The sequence below is a fragment of the Paenalcaligenes suwonensis genome (assembly GCF_011290505.1).
GTDB classification, from domain to species: domain Bacteria; phylum Pseudomonadota; class Gammaproteobacteria; order Burkholderiales; family Burkholderiaceae_B; genus Paenalcaligenes; species Paenalcaligenes suwonensis.
On record NZ_JAANPV010000006.1, the window covers coordinates 78849 to 95618 of the forward strand.

The 16770-nt window shown below is 50.3% G+C and carries 10 protein-coding genes; 2 read left to right on the forward strand and 8 right to left on the reverse strand.

Annotated elements, in window-relative coordinates; all coding sequences use genetic code 11:
* Positions 1 to 115: 115 nt before the first annotated feature.
* A complete protein-coding gene (gene pgeF, locus GY634_RS10475; RefSeq protein WP_166408490.1) occupies positions 116 to 889 on the reverse strand; it encodes a peptidoglycan editing factor PgeF in 774 nt (257 codons plus the stop codon).
* On the reverse strand, positions 874 to 1851 hold the full coding sequence (locus GY634_RS10480) for an RluA family pseudouridine synthase (protein WP_166408491.1): 978 nt from the start codon (positions 1849 to 1851) through the stop codon (positions 874 to 876). The genes pgeF and GY634_RS10480 overlap by 16 nt, the downstream gene beginning before the upstream one ends.
* Positions 1852 to 1934: 83 nt before the next feature.
* On the opposite strand from GY634_RS10480, the gene GY634_RS10485 reads away from it, so the two are divergent.
* Positions 1935 to 2750: an outer membrane protein assembly factor BamD gene (locus GY634_RS10485; protein WP_278249034.1), complete on the forward strand. Its 816-nt coding sequence runs from the start codon at positions 1935 to 1937 to the stop codon at positions 2748 to 2750.
* 40 nt (positions 2751 to 2790) lie between these two features.
* Here the strand turns inward: GY634_RS10485 and yoaA are convergent, their stop codons facing one another.
* Positions 2791 to 4806, reverse strand: a complete 2016-nt coding sequence (yoaA, locus tag GY634_RS10490; RefSeq protein ID WP_166408677.1) for a DNA repair helicase YoaA — start codon at positions 4804 to 4806, stop codon at positions 2791 to 2793.
* Between the two features lie 144 nt (positions 4807 to 4950).
* Between yoaA and GY634_RS10495 the strand changes: the two genes are divergently transcribed.
* Positions 4951 to 7320 carry a Tex family protein gene (locus GY634_RS10495; protein WP_166408492.1) on the forward strand — a complete coding sequence of 790 codons (2370 nt, stop codon included), beginning with the start codon at positions 4951 to 4953 and terminating at the stop codon, positions 7318 to 7320.
* A 689-nt stretch (positions 7321 to 8009) separates the two neighbouring features.
* Here the strand turns inward: GY634_RS10495 and GY634_RS10500 are convergent.
* The 5 genes from GY634_RS10500 to GY634_RS10520 form a co-directional block, all read right to left on the reverse strand.
* Positions 8010 to 9329 (reverse strand): tryptophan--tRNA ligase, encoded by a 1320-nt coding sequence (locus GY634_RS10500; protein ID WP_166408493.1) that lies wholly within the window; start codon positions 9327 to 9329, stop codon positions 8010 to 8012.
* A 31-nt stretch (positions 9330 to 9360) separates the two neighbouring features.
* Entirely contained in the window at positions 9361 to 10452 is a 1092-nt protein-coding gene (zapE, locus tag GY634_RS10505; protein WP_166408494.1) for a cell division protein ZapE, read from the reverse strand.
* A gap of 167 nt (positions 10453 to 10619) precedes the next feature.
* The gene (gene lpdA, locus GY634_RS10510) at positions 10620 to 12047 is read right to left on the reverse strand and encodes a dihydrolipoyl dehydrogenase (protein WP_166408495.1); all 1428 of its coding nucleotides are present in this window, start codon (positions 12045 to 12047) and stop codon (positions 10620 to 10622) included.
* A 162-nt stretch (positions 12048 to 12209) separates the two neighbouring features.
* The gene (odhB, locus tag GY634_RS10515) at positions 12210 to 13415 is read right to left on the reverse strand and encodes a 2-oxoglutarate dehydrogenase complex dihydrolipoyllysine-residue succinyltransferase (RefSeq protein WP_166408496.1); all 1206 of its coding nucleotides are present in this window, start codon (positions 13413 to 13415) and stop codon (positions 12210 to 12212) included.
* 47 nt (positions 13416 to 13462) lie between these two features.
* Positions 13463 to 16339 carry a 2-oxoglutarate dehydrogenase E1 component gene (locus GY634_RS10520; protein WP_166408497.1) on the reverse strand — a complete coding sequence of 959 codons (2877 nt, stop codon included), beginning with the start codon at positions 16337 to 16339 and terminating at the stop codon, positions 13463 to 13465.
* Positions 16340 to 16770 lie beyond the last annotated feature (431 nt).

A 16770-nucleotide genomic window follows, 5' to 3' on the forward strand; every position in this document is an offset into this window, starting at 1 on the left:
GCTTTTATTGAACTACTGAACAACGAATCACACGCAGCAAGCTTGCATGACAAGAAATGCGCAACACATTCCACTTGCCGCCACACCTACACTTTGTAACATCCAGAATAAACAACTAGTTGCCGCTTTGCAACCACGCTACCGTCACCAACCGTCCTGTGGTGGCGTGACGCCTATACGAGTAATAGCGATCAGTGCGCTCAAAACTGCATTCACCACTTAGGGCTACGGCAATACCGCCATCGCAATGTTGGTATAAACGATGCCGTGCAATGCTAGGCAAATCGGCAAAATACTTGCCCGCGTTTTTTGACGGAACAAAATACATGTCATAGCACGCATCTTTAGCTAGGAAAGCTTCACGTACTTCGGTGCCCACTTCAAAATGCTGCTGGCTAATGGCTGGCCCTACCCAGGCTGACAATGGACCTGAGGTGCGAGTTTTAGTTTGCATCTGATCTACCATGCGTTCCAAAACTCCTGACGCTAAACCACGCCATCCGGCGTGCGCCACCCCCACCACACCACCAGCCGCATCATACACCACCACCGGCAGACAATCGGCCGTCATAATGGCTAATACGCGGTTGGGCTCAGACGTAATTGCTGCATCGGCTTGCGGTGGCTCACCACCGGTGGTCACATTGTTATCTGCATTAAATACGCCTGTGCCATGCACTTGCTGCAACCATACTGGTTGACTAGGCACATGCTGTCCCAATAAAGCTCTGTTATCCGCAACTAACAGCGGATCATCTCCACAATGCGCCCCCACATTCAGCCCTTCCCAGTCGCCTACGCTGTAGCCCGGGTATCGCAACGTACTGAAGTAAGCGCACCCCGCCCAAGCGGGGCCCGTAACCGTAGAGAGCTTTAGTTGTCTTTCCATTCAATACACTCCCGCACAGCGTTCATGTCGTCGGGAATCGCTGACTCGAACTTTACCAACTGCCCTGTAGCAGGGTCCTCAAAACCCAAAGCCTTAGCATGCAGCATCTGGCGCTCAGCCCCAAGCATGTGTTTACCGCCGTACAGATCATCACCCAATAATGGATGCTTTTGGTTAGCCATGTGTACCCGAATCTGGTGGGTACGACCTGTTTCTAGCTTACACACTACCTCACTAAAAGCTATGCCTCGCTCTGCTAAGCCATGACGCAAGCAGTGAAAGTGCGTAATGGCTTCGCGTGGCGCCGAGCCATTAACCGCCATACGTACAGGCACGTGAGGGTCACGGCCTATAGGTGCATTGATCGTACCTTCTGCCGCTACAAAACCATGCACTAACGCACGGTACTCGCGTTTTACGCTACGACTTTGCAACTGGCGCACCAAGTGCGTTTGTGCCGTTTCAGTACGTGCCACCACCATTAACCCGGAGGTCATTTTGTCCAAACGGTGCACAATACCCGCGCGAGCCACTGACGCCAGCTCTGGATAGCGGTACAACAAACCGTTTAACAACGTGCCCGTCCAATTTCCTGCCCCAGGATGCGTTACCAATCCAGCAGGCTTATTTACCACAATCCAATGCGGACTTTCCTCTACCACTGGAAAATCCACCGGTTCTGCGGTAAATGCTGTGGATTCAGGTGCCGCCTGTTCCTGCACCGTGATAACATCGCCGGGATACAAAATATGGCGTGTGCGCACTACCTGCTGATTCACCTGTACATGCCCATCTTCTATCCAGGATTGCAGACGGCTGCGCGAATGCTCTGGCAACAATAAGGCCAGTGTTTTATCTAAACGCTCGGGTTCCTGAGTGATAGGTAACACAAAGCGACGCTCTTCTACTGCCTCGTCGGACAGGAGATCGTGTAAATTTTTTGCAGTATTAGTGTCTTGCATAGCAACAAATCATATAATCAGTCTGAAATGCTAACACCAAGGATGCTTCTGTGACTCGTCTTGCTCGTTTTTTTCTATCTCGAATCGCCAACGTTCAACGTTCAGCCAAAGCTCTGGCCACACTTTGCGTAGTATTGGTGATCGCGGGTTGTGGTGCCACTAAACCTACCGTAGACCCTACTGCAGGCTGGACAGCAGAAAAACTTTACCAAGATGCGCGTGAAGAAATGAACGCCGGCAACTGGAAAGCTGCCCGTACTAGACTGGAAGCCATTGAAGCGCGTTACCCATTTGGTACCTATGCGCAACAAGCGTTGATTGACCAAGCCTACATTAACTGGAAAGACGAAGAGCCTGAGCAAGCCTTGGCCGCTATTGATCGCTTCCAAAAGCAATACCCTAACCACCCAGGCAGCGATTACATGCTGTACCTGAAAGGTTTAATCACATTTACGCCACCTAGCGCTATGCTGACTCGCTTTACTCAGCAAGACCCTAGCGAGCGTGACCCTCAAGGTTTACGTGAATCGTACGAGTCCTTTAACGAGCTTATCAATCTTTACCCAGAGAGCCGTTATGCTGCTGACGCTAAACAACGTATTACATGGTTAGTAAGCACCATTGCTGAAAACGAAGTACACGTTGCCGAGTACTACTACACACGTGGCGCTTATGTTGCTTCTATCAACCGTGCTCAACGTGTGATTACCGACTTCCACGGTGTAGCGATTGCTGAAAAAGCACTGTACTTGATGTACCTGTCTTACGACGCACTGGGTGAAACTGCCTTGCGTGATGACACCAAACGCATCATGGACGAAAACTTCCCTGACAGTATTTTGTGGAAACAAGGGCTGAAACCCCCTAGAAACTACTGGAACCCCATCAACTGGTTCTAAACATTTCCGCACAAAAAAGGCTGCCTCATGGCAGCTTTTTTTATTCCTCGTTTTGCCTTTCTTGGAAAAAGGCCAATGCGCGTTGCGGATCACGTGTACGCGAAAAGGGCGGCAACCCACGCCACAACAGTTTTCCATACGGCTTATCCACAATGCGTGAATCCCCCACCACTAAGACCCCCCAGTCCTGCTCGGTACGGATCAGACGCCCCGCCCCTTGCTTCAACGCAATCGCCGCATCCGGCAACTGATATTCCATAAAGGGGTTACCGCCACGCTCGCGGCAAGCATTAATGCGTGCTTCCAGCACAGGATCATCTGGCGGCGCAAAAGGTAGCTTATCTATCGCCACCAAGGTCAATGCATCACCAGGCACATCAATACCTTCCCAGAAACTCGCACTACCCACTAGCACCATGTTGTGCCCATTACGGAACTCTTCTAACAACACGCGCCGTGAACGCTCGCCTTGCCTTAATAAGGGCCTAGTAATCCCTTCATCTTCAAAGCGTTCTTGCAGCAGTTCAGCAATACGCTCTACTGATCGCAAGGTAGTACACAACACCAACACACCGCCCTTAGCCTGCTTAATCAAGGGCATTAATAAGTTAACGAACTGCTCATTAAACTGTGGCGAAGAAGGTGCAGGTAAGCTATTGGGCACAAACATCAGCCCTTGCTGTGGATAATCAAAGGGAGATGGCCACACTTCCGTTCTGGCCTGCCACAACCCCAATTGATGCACAAAGTGGGCAAAATTACCGTGCACCGATAACGTGGCCGACGTCAGCACCCACGCTTGGTGTGGCTCTCTATAACGTGAAAAAATCTTAGCAACCGATAAGGGAGCGCTGTGAAAACGTAAAGACGTTTGTGTGTGTTCTACCCAGCGCACCATTTCATCAGCAGCTGACTCTTTGAGCTCTGCCGATGCTGTGTCTGGCGCCAAGGCATGTCGCCCTTGCCTATCGGGCTGGCTCCATAAGAACAACCGTGCGCGTAACAGCAAAGCCTGCTTATGTGCTGCCCCCAAATCCGGATGTTTCTCTGCCAGCATTTCTAGCAGCTTGATAATTTTATCTAGCTTTTCCAGCAGTACTTCTAAGGCCTCATCGAATGCCTCTGCTTCGGGAATCATCTCGAAAGTTGCTCTAGCCCCTGGCATTCTGGCGACTTCAGCCGTGGCCAGACGCAAATCTCTACAGGCTTGCTCTAGGGCGCCGGCAACGGCAGTCCAATCCACCACACCACGCGCATGCCCCAAACCAGCCACCTCGGTTTGTTTGGCCAAGTCTAGCAAGTGATGCAGCGATACCGATGTACCTAAGAAACGCGTCGCCACATCGGGTAACTGATGTGCCTCGTCGAACACCACCGTATCTACGGCAGGTAATAGGTCAGTGATACCTTCTTCTCGCAGCGCCAAATCAGCCATGAACAAAGCGTGATTCACCACCACTACATCAGCCTCTTGCGCTTTGCGACGCGCTTTCAACACAAAGCAATCGCCCACATAAGGGCAATCCTGCCCCAAGCAGTTTTCTCGCGTGGAAGTGACGCGCGACCAGATTTCGGCGTCTTCGGGGATACTCGCCAACTCAGACTTATCCCCCGAACTACTCACTTCACTAAAACGTTGGATCTCACGCATCCATGCCACTTCACGGCGCGACGCAAAACCTCGGTTATCTTGCTCGGTACGTTCCAAGTGGTAATGGCACACATAGTTGCCCCTACCTTTTAGCAGGGCGACTTGAACCGGCAATCCCAGTGCTTTACGTAGATGCGGTAAATCGCGCCTAAACAACTGATCTTGTAGCGTACGCGTACCGGTAGACACCAAGGCTTTAGCACCACTCAAAAACACCGGCACCAAATAGGCCCATGTCTTCCCTGTACCCGTACCCGCCTCGGCAATCAGTATTTCATGGTCTGTGATGGCCTTATGAATAGAGCGCGCTAGCTCTAATTGGCCCATACGTAAATGGTATTGCTGCACAGACTCCGCTAAAGGTCCACCCTCAGCAAAAATTTCGTCAAGTTCCTGTGTCAGCATAGTCATAGTTCTTTCAATATCTCTGCACGGCTCTATAATCAAAGCCGATCATTTTTTACTGGGTTCCCGTTCATACACGGGATTCACGTCAGCCTCCGGCATGGCACCAAGCCCGACCTCTTGTTTTTTGGCCGTATTGAATCCATGACAACTACCCCCTCCTCTTCCCCGCGTACCATTGACCAAAACCGTATCTTGCAACAGCTCGCTACCGAGTTGAGCATACGCCCTAATCAGGCCACTGCGGCAGTGGATTTGCTGGATGATGGTGCCACCGTACCGTTTATTGCCCGTTACCGCAAAGAAGCTACCGGCGGTCTAGATGACGGCGTACTACGCGAGTTGGAAGTGCGCTTATTGTATCTGCGCGAACTGGAAACCCGTCGTATCGCCATTTTAGATTCGATTGAGCAACAAGGTAAGCTCAATCCCGAACTTCTTTCTGAAATTACGTCTGCAGACACCAAACAACGTCTAGAAGACTTATATACCCCCTACAAACCCAAACGCCGTACGCGTGCACAAATTGCACGTGAAGCAGGGCTAGAGGCCTTGCTGCAGAAAATTTTGGACAACCCTGCTAATGATCCATTGGTCTTGGCAGAGGCCTTTGTAGGCGAAGCCCCCTTTGATAGCAGCAAAGCAGCCTTAGATGGCGCGCGCGACATTCTGTCTGAGAACCAAGCCGAAAATGCCGACCTATTGGCTAGCCTGCGTGAATACCTGTGGAACAGCGGTTTGCTGTACGCCAAAGTCGTAGAGGGCAAAGAGCAAGAAGGCAATAAATTCCAAGACTGGTTCGATTTCAGCGAAACCTTACGTACCCTACCATCGCACCGTACCTTAGCGTTGCTACGCGGTCGTCAACAAGGTGTGCTAACACTGCGTCTAGGCCTAACCGAAGAGCAAGAAGCTCTGCACCCGCACCCTTGCATCGAGCGCATTGCTGAACTTAGTAATAGCGCTGCACGCTTTGACAGCCAAGCCACTGCACACGAAGCATGGATGGCTGAGGTATGTCGTTGGACATGGCGCGTCAAACTGCTGACACTGTTTGAAACTGAATTGATTACTCGTTTGCGCGAACAAGGTGAGCAAGAAGCCACACGCGTATTTGCCGCCAACCTGCGTGACTTATTGTTGGCAGCACCTGCCGGCCATAAATCTGTATTGGGCCTAGACCCTGGTATTCGTACTGGCGTAAAAGTGGCTGCCATTGATACCACAGGTAAATTGCTAGAGACCGTCACCATTTACCCGTTTGAGCCCCGCCGCGATGTGGAAGGTAGCTTAAAAACCTTGGCTGCTATCGCCAAGAAACACAACATTGAGCTAGTAGCCGTAGGTAACGGTACGGCATCACGCGAAACCGAAAAACTGGTAAGCGAACTGCAAAGCCGCCATCCAGAACTGCAACTGACACGTGTGTCCGTATCCGAAGCTGGCGCATCGGTGTACTCTGCGTCAGAACTGGCTGCCAAAGAGTTCCCTGAGCTGGACGTAAGCTTGCGTGGTGCGGTATCTATCGCACGTCGTCTACAAGACCCTCTGGCTGAGTTGGTAAAAATCGAACCTAAAGCCATTGGCGTAGGCCAATACCAGCACGACGTGAACCAGCGTGAGTTGGCTCGTTCGCTAGAAGCTGTGGTTGAGGATTGTGTGAACGCTGTAGGCGTGGACGTAAATACCGCCTCTGCCCCTCTGTTGATGCACGTATCCGGTTTGAATGCCACCTTGGCTAAAAACATTGTGGAATGGCGTAACAGCAATGGCGCCTTCCTGTCGCGCAAACAACTGCTGGACGTACCTCGCTTCGGCCCTAAGGCCTTTGAGCAAGCCGCGGGCTTCCTACGCATTCCTAATGCCGAAAATCCACTGGATGCTTCCGCCGTTCACCCTGAAGCCTATCCTGTAGCTGAACGCATCTTGGCTCGTATTCAAAAGCAAGCCAAAGAAGTAATGGGACAAAGTGGTGCTCTCAAAGGTTTGTCCCCTAACGACTTTACCGATGAACGCTTTGGTTTACCAACCGTGCAAGACATTTTTGCCGAGTTTGAAAAACCTGGCCGTGACCCACGCCCAGAGTTCAGCACGGCGACGTTCATGGAAGGCGTAACCAAGATTTCTGACCTGATCCCTGGTATGACATTGGAAGGCGTAGTCACCAACGTGGCAAACTTTGGTGCATTTGTGGACGTAGGCGTACACCAAGACGGTTTGGTGCACATCTCGGCGTTGTCTGACCAGTTCGTAAGCGACCCACGCGATGTAGTGCGTGTAGGCCAGACGGTTAAGGTGAAAGTGTTGGAAGTGGATGAGCCACGTAAACGCATTAGCTTAAGCATGCGTTTGAACGATGACATCCCTAGCTCACGCCCTGCAGGCGGTGATTCAGACCGACGCTCCTCGGGTGGCGGCAAGCCTCAACGCAACAACAGCCGCGCACCACAACGTCGTGAAGAACCTGCGATGAATAATGCGATGGCAGCAGCGTTTGCTAAATTGCGTAAGTAATACGCGTTAGGTTGGCGATGAAACGGCTCCTGTTTTTTTAGGGGCCGTTTTTTATTGCTGTTAGGTCTAGCTACTGCACAACTTACTTCTTCGAAAGAGGGTTTGCATGCCTAGAAAGAAAAAGCCCGCTGATCAATCACTGCCTGCCGTAGCCTAAGGCTGCGAAAGTATTTTTTTATTTGAGACACCAAATAAAAAAATACTTCCATCCGCCTTTCCTTCGTCGCTTGCAACGAGCTTGGCGTTGGTTGCTGCTGTAGAGCACCCTGCTTCTTGTAGAAATATTATGTGAGGTAGACGCAATCAGGTAGTGTACGAGTTAACTCCCGTAATCACCTCTCCACCGCTGATGCTGCAAACCTAGCGTTTATTACTATCGTTCGAATCTACTCTGACGTAAAAACACCGCTGAACAGTCCCCATTGCAACAAAAGAAAGGGAGGTAAGCCTCGCCACATTCAAAACAACCGGGGGGACGGAGAGGAAACTTTTTTGATTTGGTATCTCAAATCAAAAAAGTATTCCTGCAGTCCCCCAGCATGGGCGATGAACACAGCCCCAACGCATTCCTCATCATCCTCCATCAAATGTGTACGATGGATGACTTACCAATCACAAGCATCTGAACAATAAAAAACGGCCCCAATTCTAGGAGCCGTTCTTACCACTCAGAAACCAGACGACAGCACTTACTCCGCCCGCATCCCTTCCAAAGTTTCCAGCAACGCATCCAGCTCAGCAGCAGGCAAGCTAGCAACTTTAGCGCCCTCTACTACCACCAAAGCCTCATCACCGGCTACCTCAAACTGGTTACGGCTGTTTAATGCAGCCAATGCCTTCTGCGCCATACCAGCTTGACGTGGATCAGCAAACACCTCGGATACCAACAGCTCTGTACCTGCGGCATCCAACAGACGGAAGCGGAAGCCTTCTTCTTCGCGGAAGCTCACAAAACGGCCTTTACGAGCAGCTTTCTTCTCGGCTGGTGCCGATACGGCGACACGCTTCGCTTTACGCAGACCTACCGCATCACGCACTCTTTCCATCAAAGGCTCAGTGTGCTGACGCGCTTTAGCTGCACCTGCCAACAAGATATCTTCAATATCGTCTGGACGTGATAACAAATCTTGGTAACGATCACGCATAGGGGCCAAGTGATCATTGAGCAAGGTGAACAAGGCGTTTTTCGCATCCCCCCAACCCATGCCACGCTCCAATTCAGCTTTCAAGGCCGTAGTTTGAGCATCGCTAGCAAAGCCTTTGTAGATCTGGAAGATCATGGAGGACTCAGCGTCTTTAGGCTCACCGGGCTGACGGGAATCCGTCACAATGCGCATAATCGCTGCTTTCAGTTCTGCTTCAGAGCTTTCAAACAGAGGAATGGTGTTGTCGTAGCTCTTAGACATTTTGCGACCATCTAAACCTGGCAAAATAGCCACGTTTTCTGCGATCTGCACTTCGGGCAACACAAAGGTTTCACCGTACATGTGATTGAAACGCTGAGCAATGTCACGCGCCATTTCCAAGTGCTGAACTTGGTCGCGGCCTACCGGCACTTTGTTGGCGTTAAAAATCAGAATGTCGGCAGACATCAGGACTGGGTAACAGTACAACCCCATGGTCACGCCATCATCTAACTCTATACCTTTAGCCGCATTCTGATCCTGAGCTGCTTTGTAAGCATGCGCACGGTTCATTAAGCCCTTAGAGGTCACACAACTGAGTATCCAGTTCAGTTCAGGAATCTCAGGAATGTCAGACTGACGATAGAACGTTGCTTTATCAGTATCCAGACCTGCAGCCAGCCACGTTGCCGCCAACGCTTGGCGCGAACGGGCTACCCGTTCTGGATCATCGCATTTCACTAATGCGTGGTAGTCGGCCATAAAAAAGAATGCGTCGTTACCCGTTTGGCGACTCATTTGAATCGCAGGTTGGATAGCGCCAGCATAATTTCCCAAATGAGGGATACCCGACGTCGTGATGCCTGTAAGTATACGTGTGCTCATCAGATCAAGACTTTTAAAAACAATTAGTAAGTTAGAGGGTCACAGCGCTGCGGCGCTCGGACTCCAGGTACTCTTTAGACTGCATTTCTACCAGACGTGAGACCGTACGGTGGAATTCAGATGCCATAGGGCCTTCCACATAGAGCTCATCTGGCTCACATTCTGCCGAGATAATCAGTTTGACTTGGTGGTCGTATAACACGTCCACCAACCAAGTAAAGCGTCGTGCTGCCGAGGCATCACGCACCGTCATACGGGGCACATCGGACAAAATCACGGTTTGGAAACGGCTGACCAAATCCAAGTAGTCATTTTGGGAACGCGCACCCTCGCACAACACATCAAAACCAAACCACGCCACACTACCACTGCGAGCCACCATCGGCAAGGTACGATTTTCAATTTCAATGGTGGGTTCCATTGGCGCTGTGTCAGACAACTTATCGAAGACCGACTGTAAGTGTGCACGGCTATCATCGTTTAAAGGCGTGAAATACGCCTGCACTTGCTCTAACGAGCGTCGACGGTAGTCTACCCCTGTGTCGATGGTTAGAACGTTCATGCGGCTTTTAATGAGCGCAATAGCTGGCAAGATACGATCACGATGTAGCCCATCAGGGTACAAACTGTCGGGCGGATAGTTTGAGGTCATCACAAAGCACACACCACGCTCATACAAACCCAGCAAGAGCTTATACAAAATCATGGCGTCAGCAATATCTGACACGTGAAACTCATCAAAGCAGATCAAACGGTAGCGATCAGCAATCACTTGCGCAACTGCCTCTAGAGGGTCAGTTTGGCCTTTGAAGTTGTTCAACTGCTGATGCACGCTGCGCATAAATTCATGGAAGTGCAGACGTGTTTTGCGCTCTATGGGCACGCTACGATAAAACGCATCCATTAAAAAGCTCTTACCACGCCCTACCCCACCCCATAGGTACACGCCTTCGGGTGGAGCCTCCTTAGAGAACCAACGCTTCATCAATGAGCGCTGACTGCGCTCATACGCCTGAAGTTCATCGGAAAAGCGTTGCAAGCGATCAATACCCGCCAATTGGGCGGCATCGGCTTCGTAACCACGCTCTGCCAGAGCATCCTTGTAATATTGACGAACAGACATGTAAATGGGGTAAAAACAGTAAAACGACCAGTATAAACCCTTAACTCGCACGGGGCTGGTCTAAGAAGCATAACGTCGCAAGACGCGTACACACATAGTGCTAGCCGCAACATTATGACCATAAAAAAAGCAGGCCTAGGCCTGCTTTTTCCTGCACAGTACTTGGATTAGAAGTTCAGTGCACGTTTGTCTACCGCCAAAGCAGCTTCTTTCATTGCTTCGGACAGTGTTGGGTGTGCATGGCAAATACGGGCGATGTCTTCAGACGCGCCACGGAATTCCATGATTGTTACCGCTTCAGCGATCAGCTCAGATGCCATAGGACCTACGATGTGTACGCCCAAGACTTCGTCTGTTTTAGCATCAGCCAATACTTTCACGAAACCAGTAGTATCGCCCAGCGCACGTGCACGGCCGTTAGCCATGAACGGGAAGCTGCCAGCACGGTAGTCGCGGCCTTCTTTTTTCAGTTGCTGCTCAGTTTTACCTACCCAAGAGATTTCTGGGGATGTGTAAATAACCCAAGGCACTGTGTCGAAGTTCACGTGAGGGTGTTGGCCAGAGATACGCTCAGCCACTGCAACACCTTCTTCTTCCGCTTTGTGAGCCAACATAGGACCACGTACTACGTCACCCACTGCCCATACGTTAGGCAAGTTGGTCAGGCAGTCGTCGTCTACTACAACGAAACCACGCTCATCTAGTTTCAGACCTACTGTTTCAGCACCCAGACCGTCAGTGTTAGGTACACGGCCGATGGATACGATCAGGCGATCTACTTTCAAGGACTGTTCTGCGCCAGAAGCATCTTCGTAGCTAACTTCTACGCCTTTGCCTTTACCATCGATGCCTTTAACTTTTGCACCCATTTGGATGTTCAAGCCTTGTTTGGTCAACGCTTTCAGGGCTTCTTTAGCTACATCACGATCCGCAGCTGCCAAGAAATCAGATGCACCTTCCAAGATCGTGACTTCAGCACCCAAACGACGCCATACGCTACCCAATTCCAGACCAATTACACCAGCGCCAATAACGCCCAGTTTTTTAGGTACGGAGGAGAAACGCAATGCGCCATCGTTGGATACGATTTTTTCTTCGTCGAAAGGCAGATCAGGGAATTGACGTGCGGAAGAGCCTGTCGCCACAACCACGTGTTTAGCGATCAGTTCTTCAGCATCTTTGCCTTCAACTTTCACAGACCAGCCAGCATCTACTTTGGCGTTAAATACCGCTTTACCGTGGAAGAAGCTAACTTTGTTCTTTTTGAACAGGTACAAGATACCCTGGTTGTTTTGAGTCACTACGGTGTCTTTACGACCCAAAAGTGTATCCAGTTTCAGGCCCAAGCCTTTTACTTCGATACCGTGCTCGGCAAAGTGTGTGCCGGCTTGTTCGTAGTGTTCGGAAGACTGCAACAACGCTTTGGAAGGAATACAACCTACGTTAGTGCATGTACCACCTGGGGCTGCTTTGCCGTTGACATCGCTCCATGCATCCACACACGCTACCGACATACCCAACTGGGCTGCACGGATTGCTGCAATGTATCCACCAGGGCCTGCACCAATCACTACTACATCAAATTGTTTTGCCATTTTCTTACCTTTAGCTTTTTCGTGCAGCTCAACAGTAGCCCTTGTATACACAAACAGGACTGGAGCTCTTCACAGGGAAGCACTGCACTGAAAATAAGACCGGCCAGATACGATGCGCATCTGGCCGAACCATTAAAACATGATCAAAGACCTGATGCTAGATTAAATATCCAGCAACAAACGCTGAGGATCTTCCAGCGCTTCTTTCATTGTGACCAAAGCCAAAACGGCTTCACGGCCATCAATGATACGGTGGTCATAAGACATTGCCAGGTAGTTCATTGGACGAATAACGATCTGGCCATTCTCAACCACTGCACGCTCTTTAGTGGCGTGGATACCCAAAATAGCGGACTGAGGTGGGTTGATGATTGGTGTGGACAGCATGGAACCAAATACACCACCGTTGGAGATGGAGAAGGTACCACCAGTCAACTCTTCCAGAGTCAGTTTGCCATCACGGGCACGTGCACCGAAATCAGCGATTTGCTGTTCGATTTCAGCGATGCTCAGTTGGTCAGCGTTACGCAGAATTGGTACTACCAAACCACGTGGGCTACCTACTGCGATACCGATATCGAAGTAACCGTGATAGATGATGTCTTTGCCATCAACAGAAGCGTTGATGATAGGGTATTTTTTCAGCGCAGCAACAGCCGCTTTCACGAAGAAAGAAGTGAAGCCCAGTTTCACGCCGTGCTCTTTTTCGAACACATCTTTGTACTGTTTACGCAGATCCATAACCGCTTGCATGTTCACTTCGTTGAACGTGGTCAGAATAGCGTTTTCTTGTTGTGATTGCAGCAGACGCTCAGCAACACGAGCACGCAGACGGCTCATAGGCACGCGTTGTTCTGGACGGCCATCCAGAGACACACCTATAGGTGCAGCAGGAGCAGCCGCTTTCTGTCTGCTACCAGCTTGTGCGTTTACAGCGTCTTCTTTGGTTACGCGACCACCACGACCAGAGCCAGCAACATTTTCAACTTCCAGACCTTTTTCTGCCAGGATTTTTGCAGCAGCAGGAGATGCAGCCGCAATCGTCGTAGATTTTTCTGCAGGTGCAGCAGCGGCAGGCGCAGTTGGTGCGGCAGCAGCTTCAGCTTTAGGTGCAGCTGCTGCTGTTGCAGCTGTATCGATACGCGCCAATACTTCACCAGCGTATACAGTAGAACCGTCACCTTTAACGATCTCAACCAATACACCAGCAGCCGGAGCAGGAACTTCCAACACCACTTTGTCAGTTTCAACGTCGATCAGGATTTCGTCTGCGCTAACGGCTTCACCTGGTTGTTTTTTCCATTCGAGCAATGAAGCTTCAGAAACGGACTCAGACAGCTGAGGAACTACAACTTCGATAATAGACATAATATTTTCTTTCCGTAAATGTGTGTATTTGCTAAAAGTGGCCCCGCTTATTTAACCAGCGAGAAGCCCTTGATACGTGGCGAAAAGGCTTGCTCAAGCAAGGCTTTATGCTGTTCTTGGTGTTTAGCCAAGTAACCCACCGCAGGCGAGGCTGATGCGGGACGACCTGCATAGCTCAACTTCTGACCTTCAGCCATATTCTCAATCAGGTGATGCTGGATGTAGAACCAAGCACCTTGGTTCTGAGGCTCATCTTGCACCCAAACCACTTCCTTCAGGTTGGGGTACTGCTGTACAACCGCTTGGAAAGACTTATGTGCAAATGGGTACAGCTGCTCTACACGAACAACCGCTACGTCACCACGCTGCAGTGCTTCGCGCTCAGCAACCAGGTCGTAGTAAACCTTACCCGAACACACCAACAAACGTGTCACGTCTGCAGCTTTGATGTCCTCGTTTACCTCGGCAATGATAGGCTGGAATTTGCTGCCTTCAGACAAATCACTCAATGGCGAAGTTGCTGCTTTGTTACGCAGCAAGGACTTAGGTGTAAACAGCACCAGCGGTTTACGGAAAGGACGAATCATCTGGCGGCGCAACACGTGGAAAATTTGCGCACCAGTAGTGGGTTGAACCACTTGAATATTGTTATCAGCACAAGACTGCAAGAAACGCTCAATACGTGCAGAGGAGTGCTCTGGACCTTGGCCTTCGTAGCCGTGTGGCAGCATCATGGTCAGACCGCAATGACGGCCCCATTTTGCTTCACCAGAGCTGATGAACTGATCAATTACCACTTGGGCACCGTTCACGAAGTCACCAAACTGAGCTTCCCAGATAGTCAGAATATTAGGTTCTGCTGATGCGTAACCGTATTCAAACGCCAATACAGCCTCTTCGGACAGTACGGAGTCAATGACCAAGAAAGAGGCTTGGTTTTCGGAGATATTTTGCAGCGGAATGTAGCTGCCATCATCCCAACGTTCACGTTTTTGATCGTGCCATACGGCATGGCGGTGACTAAACGTACCACGGCCGGAGTCCTGACCGGTAATACGAACGGCGTAGCCAGTGTTTACCAATGAAGCAAACGCCAAGTGCTCACCCATACCCCAGTCTACGTTCTGTTCACCACGGGCCATCGCACGACGGTCGTTCAACAGACGGTTAACCAGAGAGTGTACAGTGAAGCCCTCAGGCACTTCAGTAATACGTTCCCCCAGACGCTTTAGTTCAGCCAGAGGCAAGCCAGTGTCGGCTTGATCTGTCCATTTAGCGCTCAGGAATGGAGACCAGTCGGTAGAGTACTTGTTTTTATAGTCTGTCAGTACAGGCTCAACAGTACGCTTACCGTCTTCCATCAGTTGACGGTAGGCTTTCACCATGCCTTCGGTTTCTTCATCGGACAGCACGTTCTGGGCTACCAGTTTGTCAGCGTACAGCTTACGTGTACCTGGATGCTTACCAATGCTCTTGTACATCAGCGGCTGAGTCAGTGCTGGCGTATCTTGTTCGTTGTGGCCCAGTTTACGGAAACACACAATATCAACCACTACATCGTGGCGGAACTGTTTGCGGTAATCCAAAGCCAAGCGCGTAACAAATACTACCGCTTCAGGATCATCACCGTTCACGTGGAACACAGGTGCTTCGATCATTTTCACTACATCTGTACAGTACAGCGTAGAACGTGCATCACGCGGATCGGAGGTTGTGAAACCAATCTGGTTATTAATCACAATGTGTAGGGTACCGCCTGTGCCGTAGCCACGTGTCTGGGCCAGGTTCAGGGTTTCCATCACTACACCTTGGCCTGCAAACGCTGCATCACCGTGTACCAACACAGGTAATACCTGCTCACCAGTGCTGTCGCCACGACGATCTTGACGAGCGCGTGTGCTCCCTTCTACCACTGGGTTTACGATTTCCAGGTGGGAGGGGTTAAAAGCCAAAGACAGGTGGATTGGACCGCCACGTGTGGACAAGTCGCTTGAAAAACCGTTGTGGTATTTGACGTCACCATCAGTCAGACCTTCGGTGTAGCGGCCTTCAAACTCGGCAAACAAATCACCAGGCATTTTGCCCATGATGTTTACCAGCATGTTCAACCTACCACGGTGGGCCATACCCACAACAATTTCCTGCACACCGTTATCACCTGCGTGGTTCACAACTTCGTCCATAGAAGCGATGAAACTTTCACCACCTTCTAGCGAGAAGCGTTTTTGACCAACGTATTTAGTGTGCAAGAAACGCTCTAAACCTTCTGCTTCAGTTAGCTGCTGCAGAATGTTGCGTTTTTCGTCTGTATTAAATTCGAATGCGCCATGCACGGACTCCAGACGCTCTTGTATCCAACGTTTGGCTACTGGGTCAGAAATGTGCATGAACTCAGCACCAATGGACTGACAATAGGTGTCACGCAATGCTTTCAGCAAATCGCGCAATGTCATTGTCACATTGGTAGTGAAATAGGTGTTGGTGGCCGAGTAAACCTGATCGAGATCAGCTTCGGTCAAACCATAAAAAGAAGGATCCAGCTCAGCAAAACTAACACGTTCGGAGCGTTTCAGGGGATCCAGCATAGCCAGCCTTACGCCCAAAGAGCGGTAAGCGGCGATCAGCGATTGTACCGATACCTGCTTAGCGGCAACACTTAAGTCCACTGAAGGAATACGGGCAGCCAAAGCATTTGCCTTAGCACGCTGAGCAAAAGATTCTACGATTGGAGCGTGTGCTTGGTCACGTGTATGTTCACGACCATCGGTAGCAGGCAGATGCTGCAACTGGTCGAAATAATCACGCCATTCACCAGGCACCGCAGTGGGATTGTCCAGATAAATCTCGTACAAATCTTCCACATAGGCAGCGTTGCTACCAAAAAGATAGGACGTGGACAGCAATTCTAGTTGCGATGATGACATTATATGCTTCACCTGTCCGAGTGTTTCACTCGTAATGAGATGCAGGAATACCTTCCGCGATCACGGCCACGCCGTATAGCGGATAGCAGAGCAGAAGGCTACTTAACGCCTTTAAACAAGCCGTATGTAATTTAGTATACATGTGAGCCTTAAACTATGCACATCGGCTTCTTGAAAAGCCTTTACCAGAGCCACTTTGTTGCGCATACGCCAAAAAAACCAGGTCCACTTGGTACAATGTAGCCCTGCAATTTCGTAGAACCACTTGGTTCTGCGTGCTCTTTTTGTACCTGTCAGGCTTCAATACTTTTACTATGCTGCGTTGCGACATGCATTACTTTGCACATTCACGCTATAACATGCAATTCATCGTAATTTGCCTGATGAACAAAAAAGAGCAAATCCGCTTTTAGCTTTTACACAGATAGATA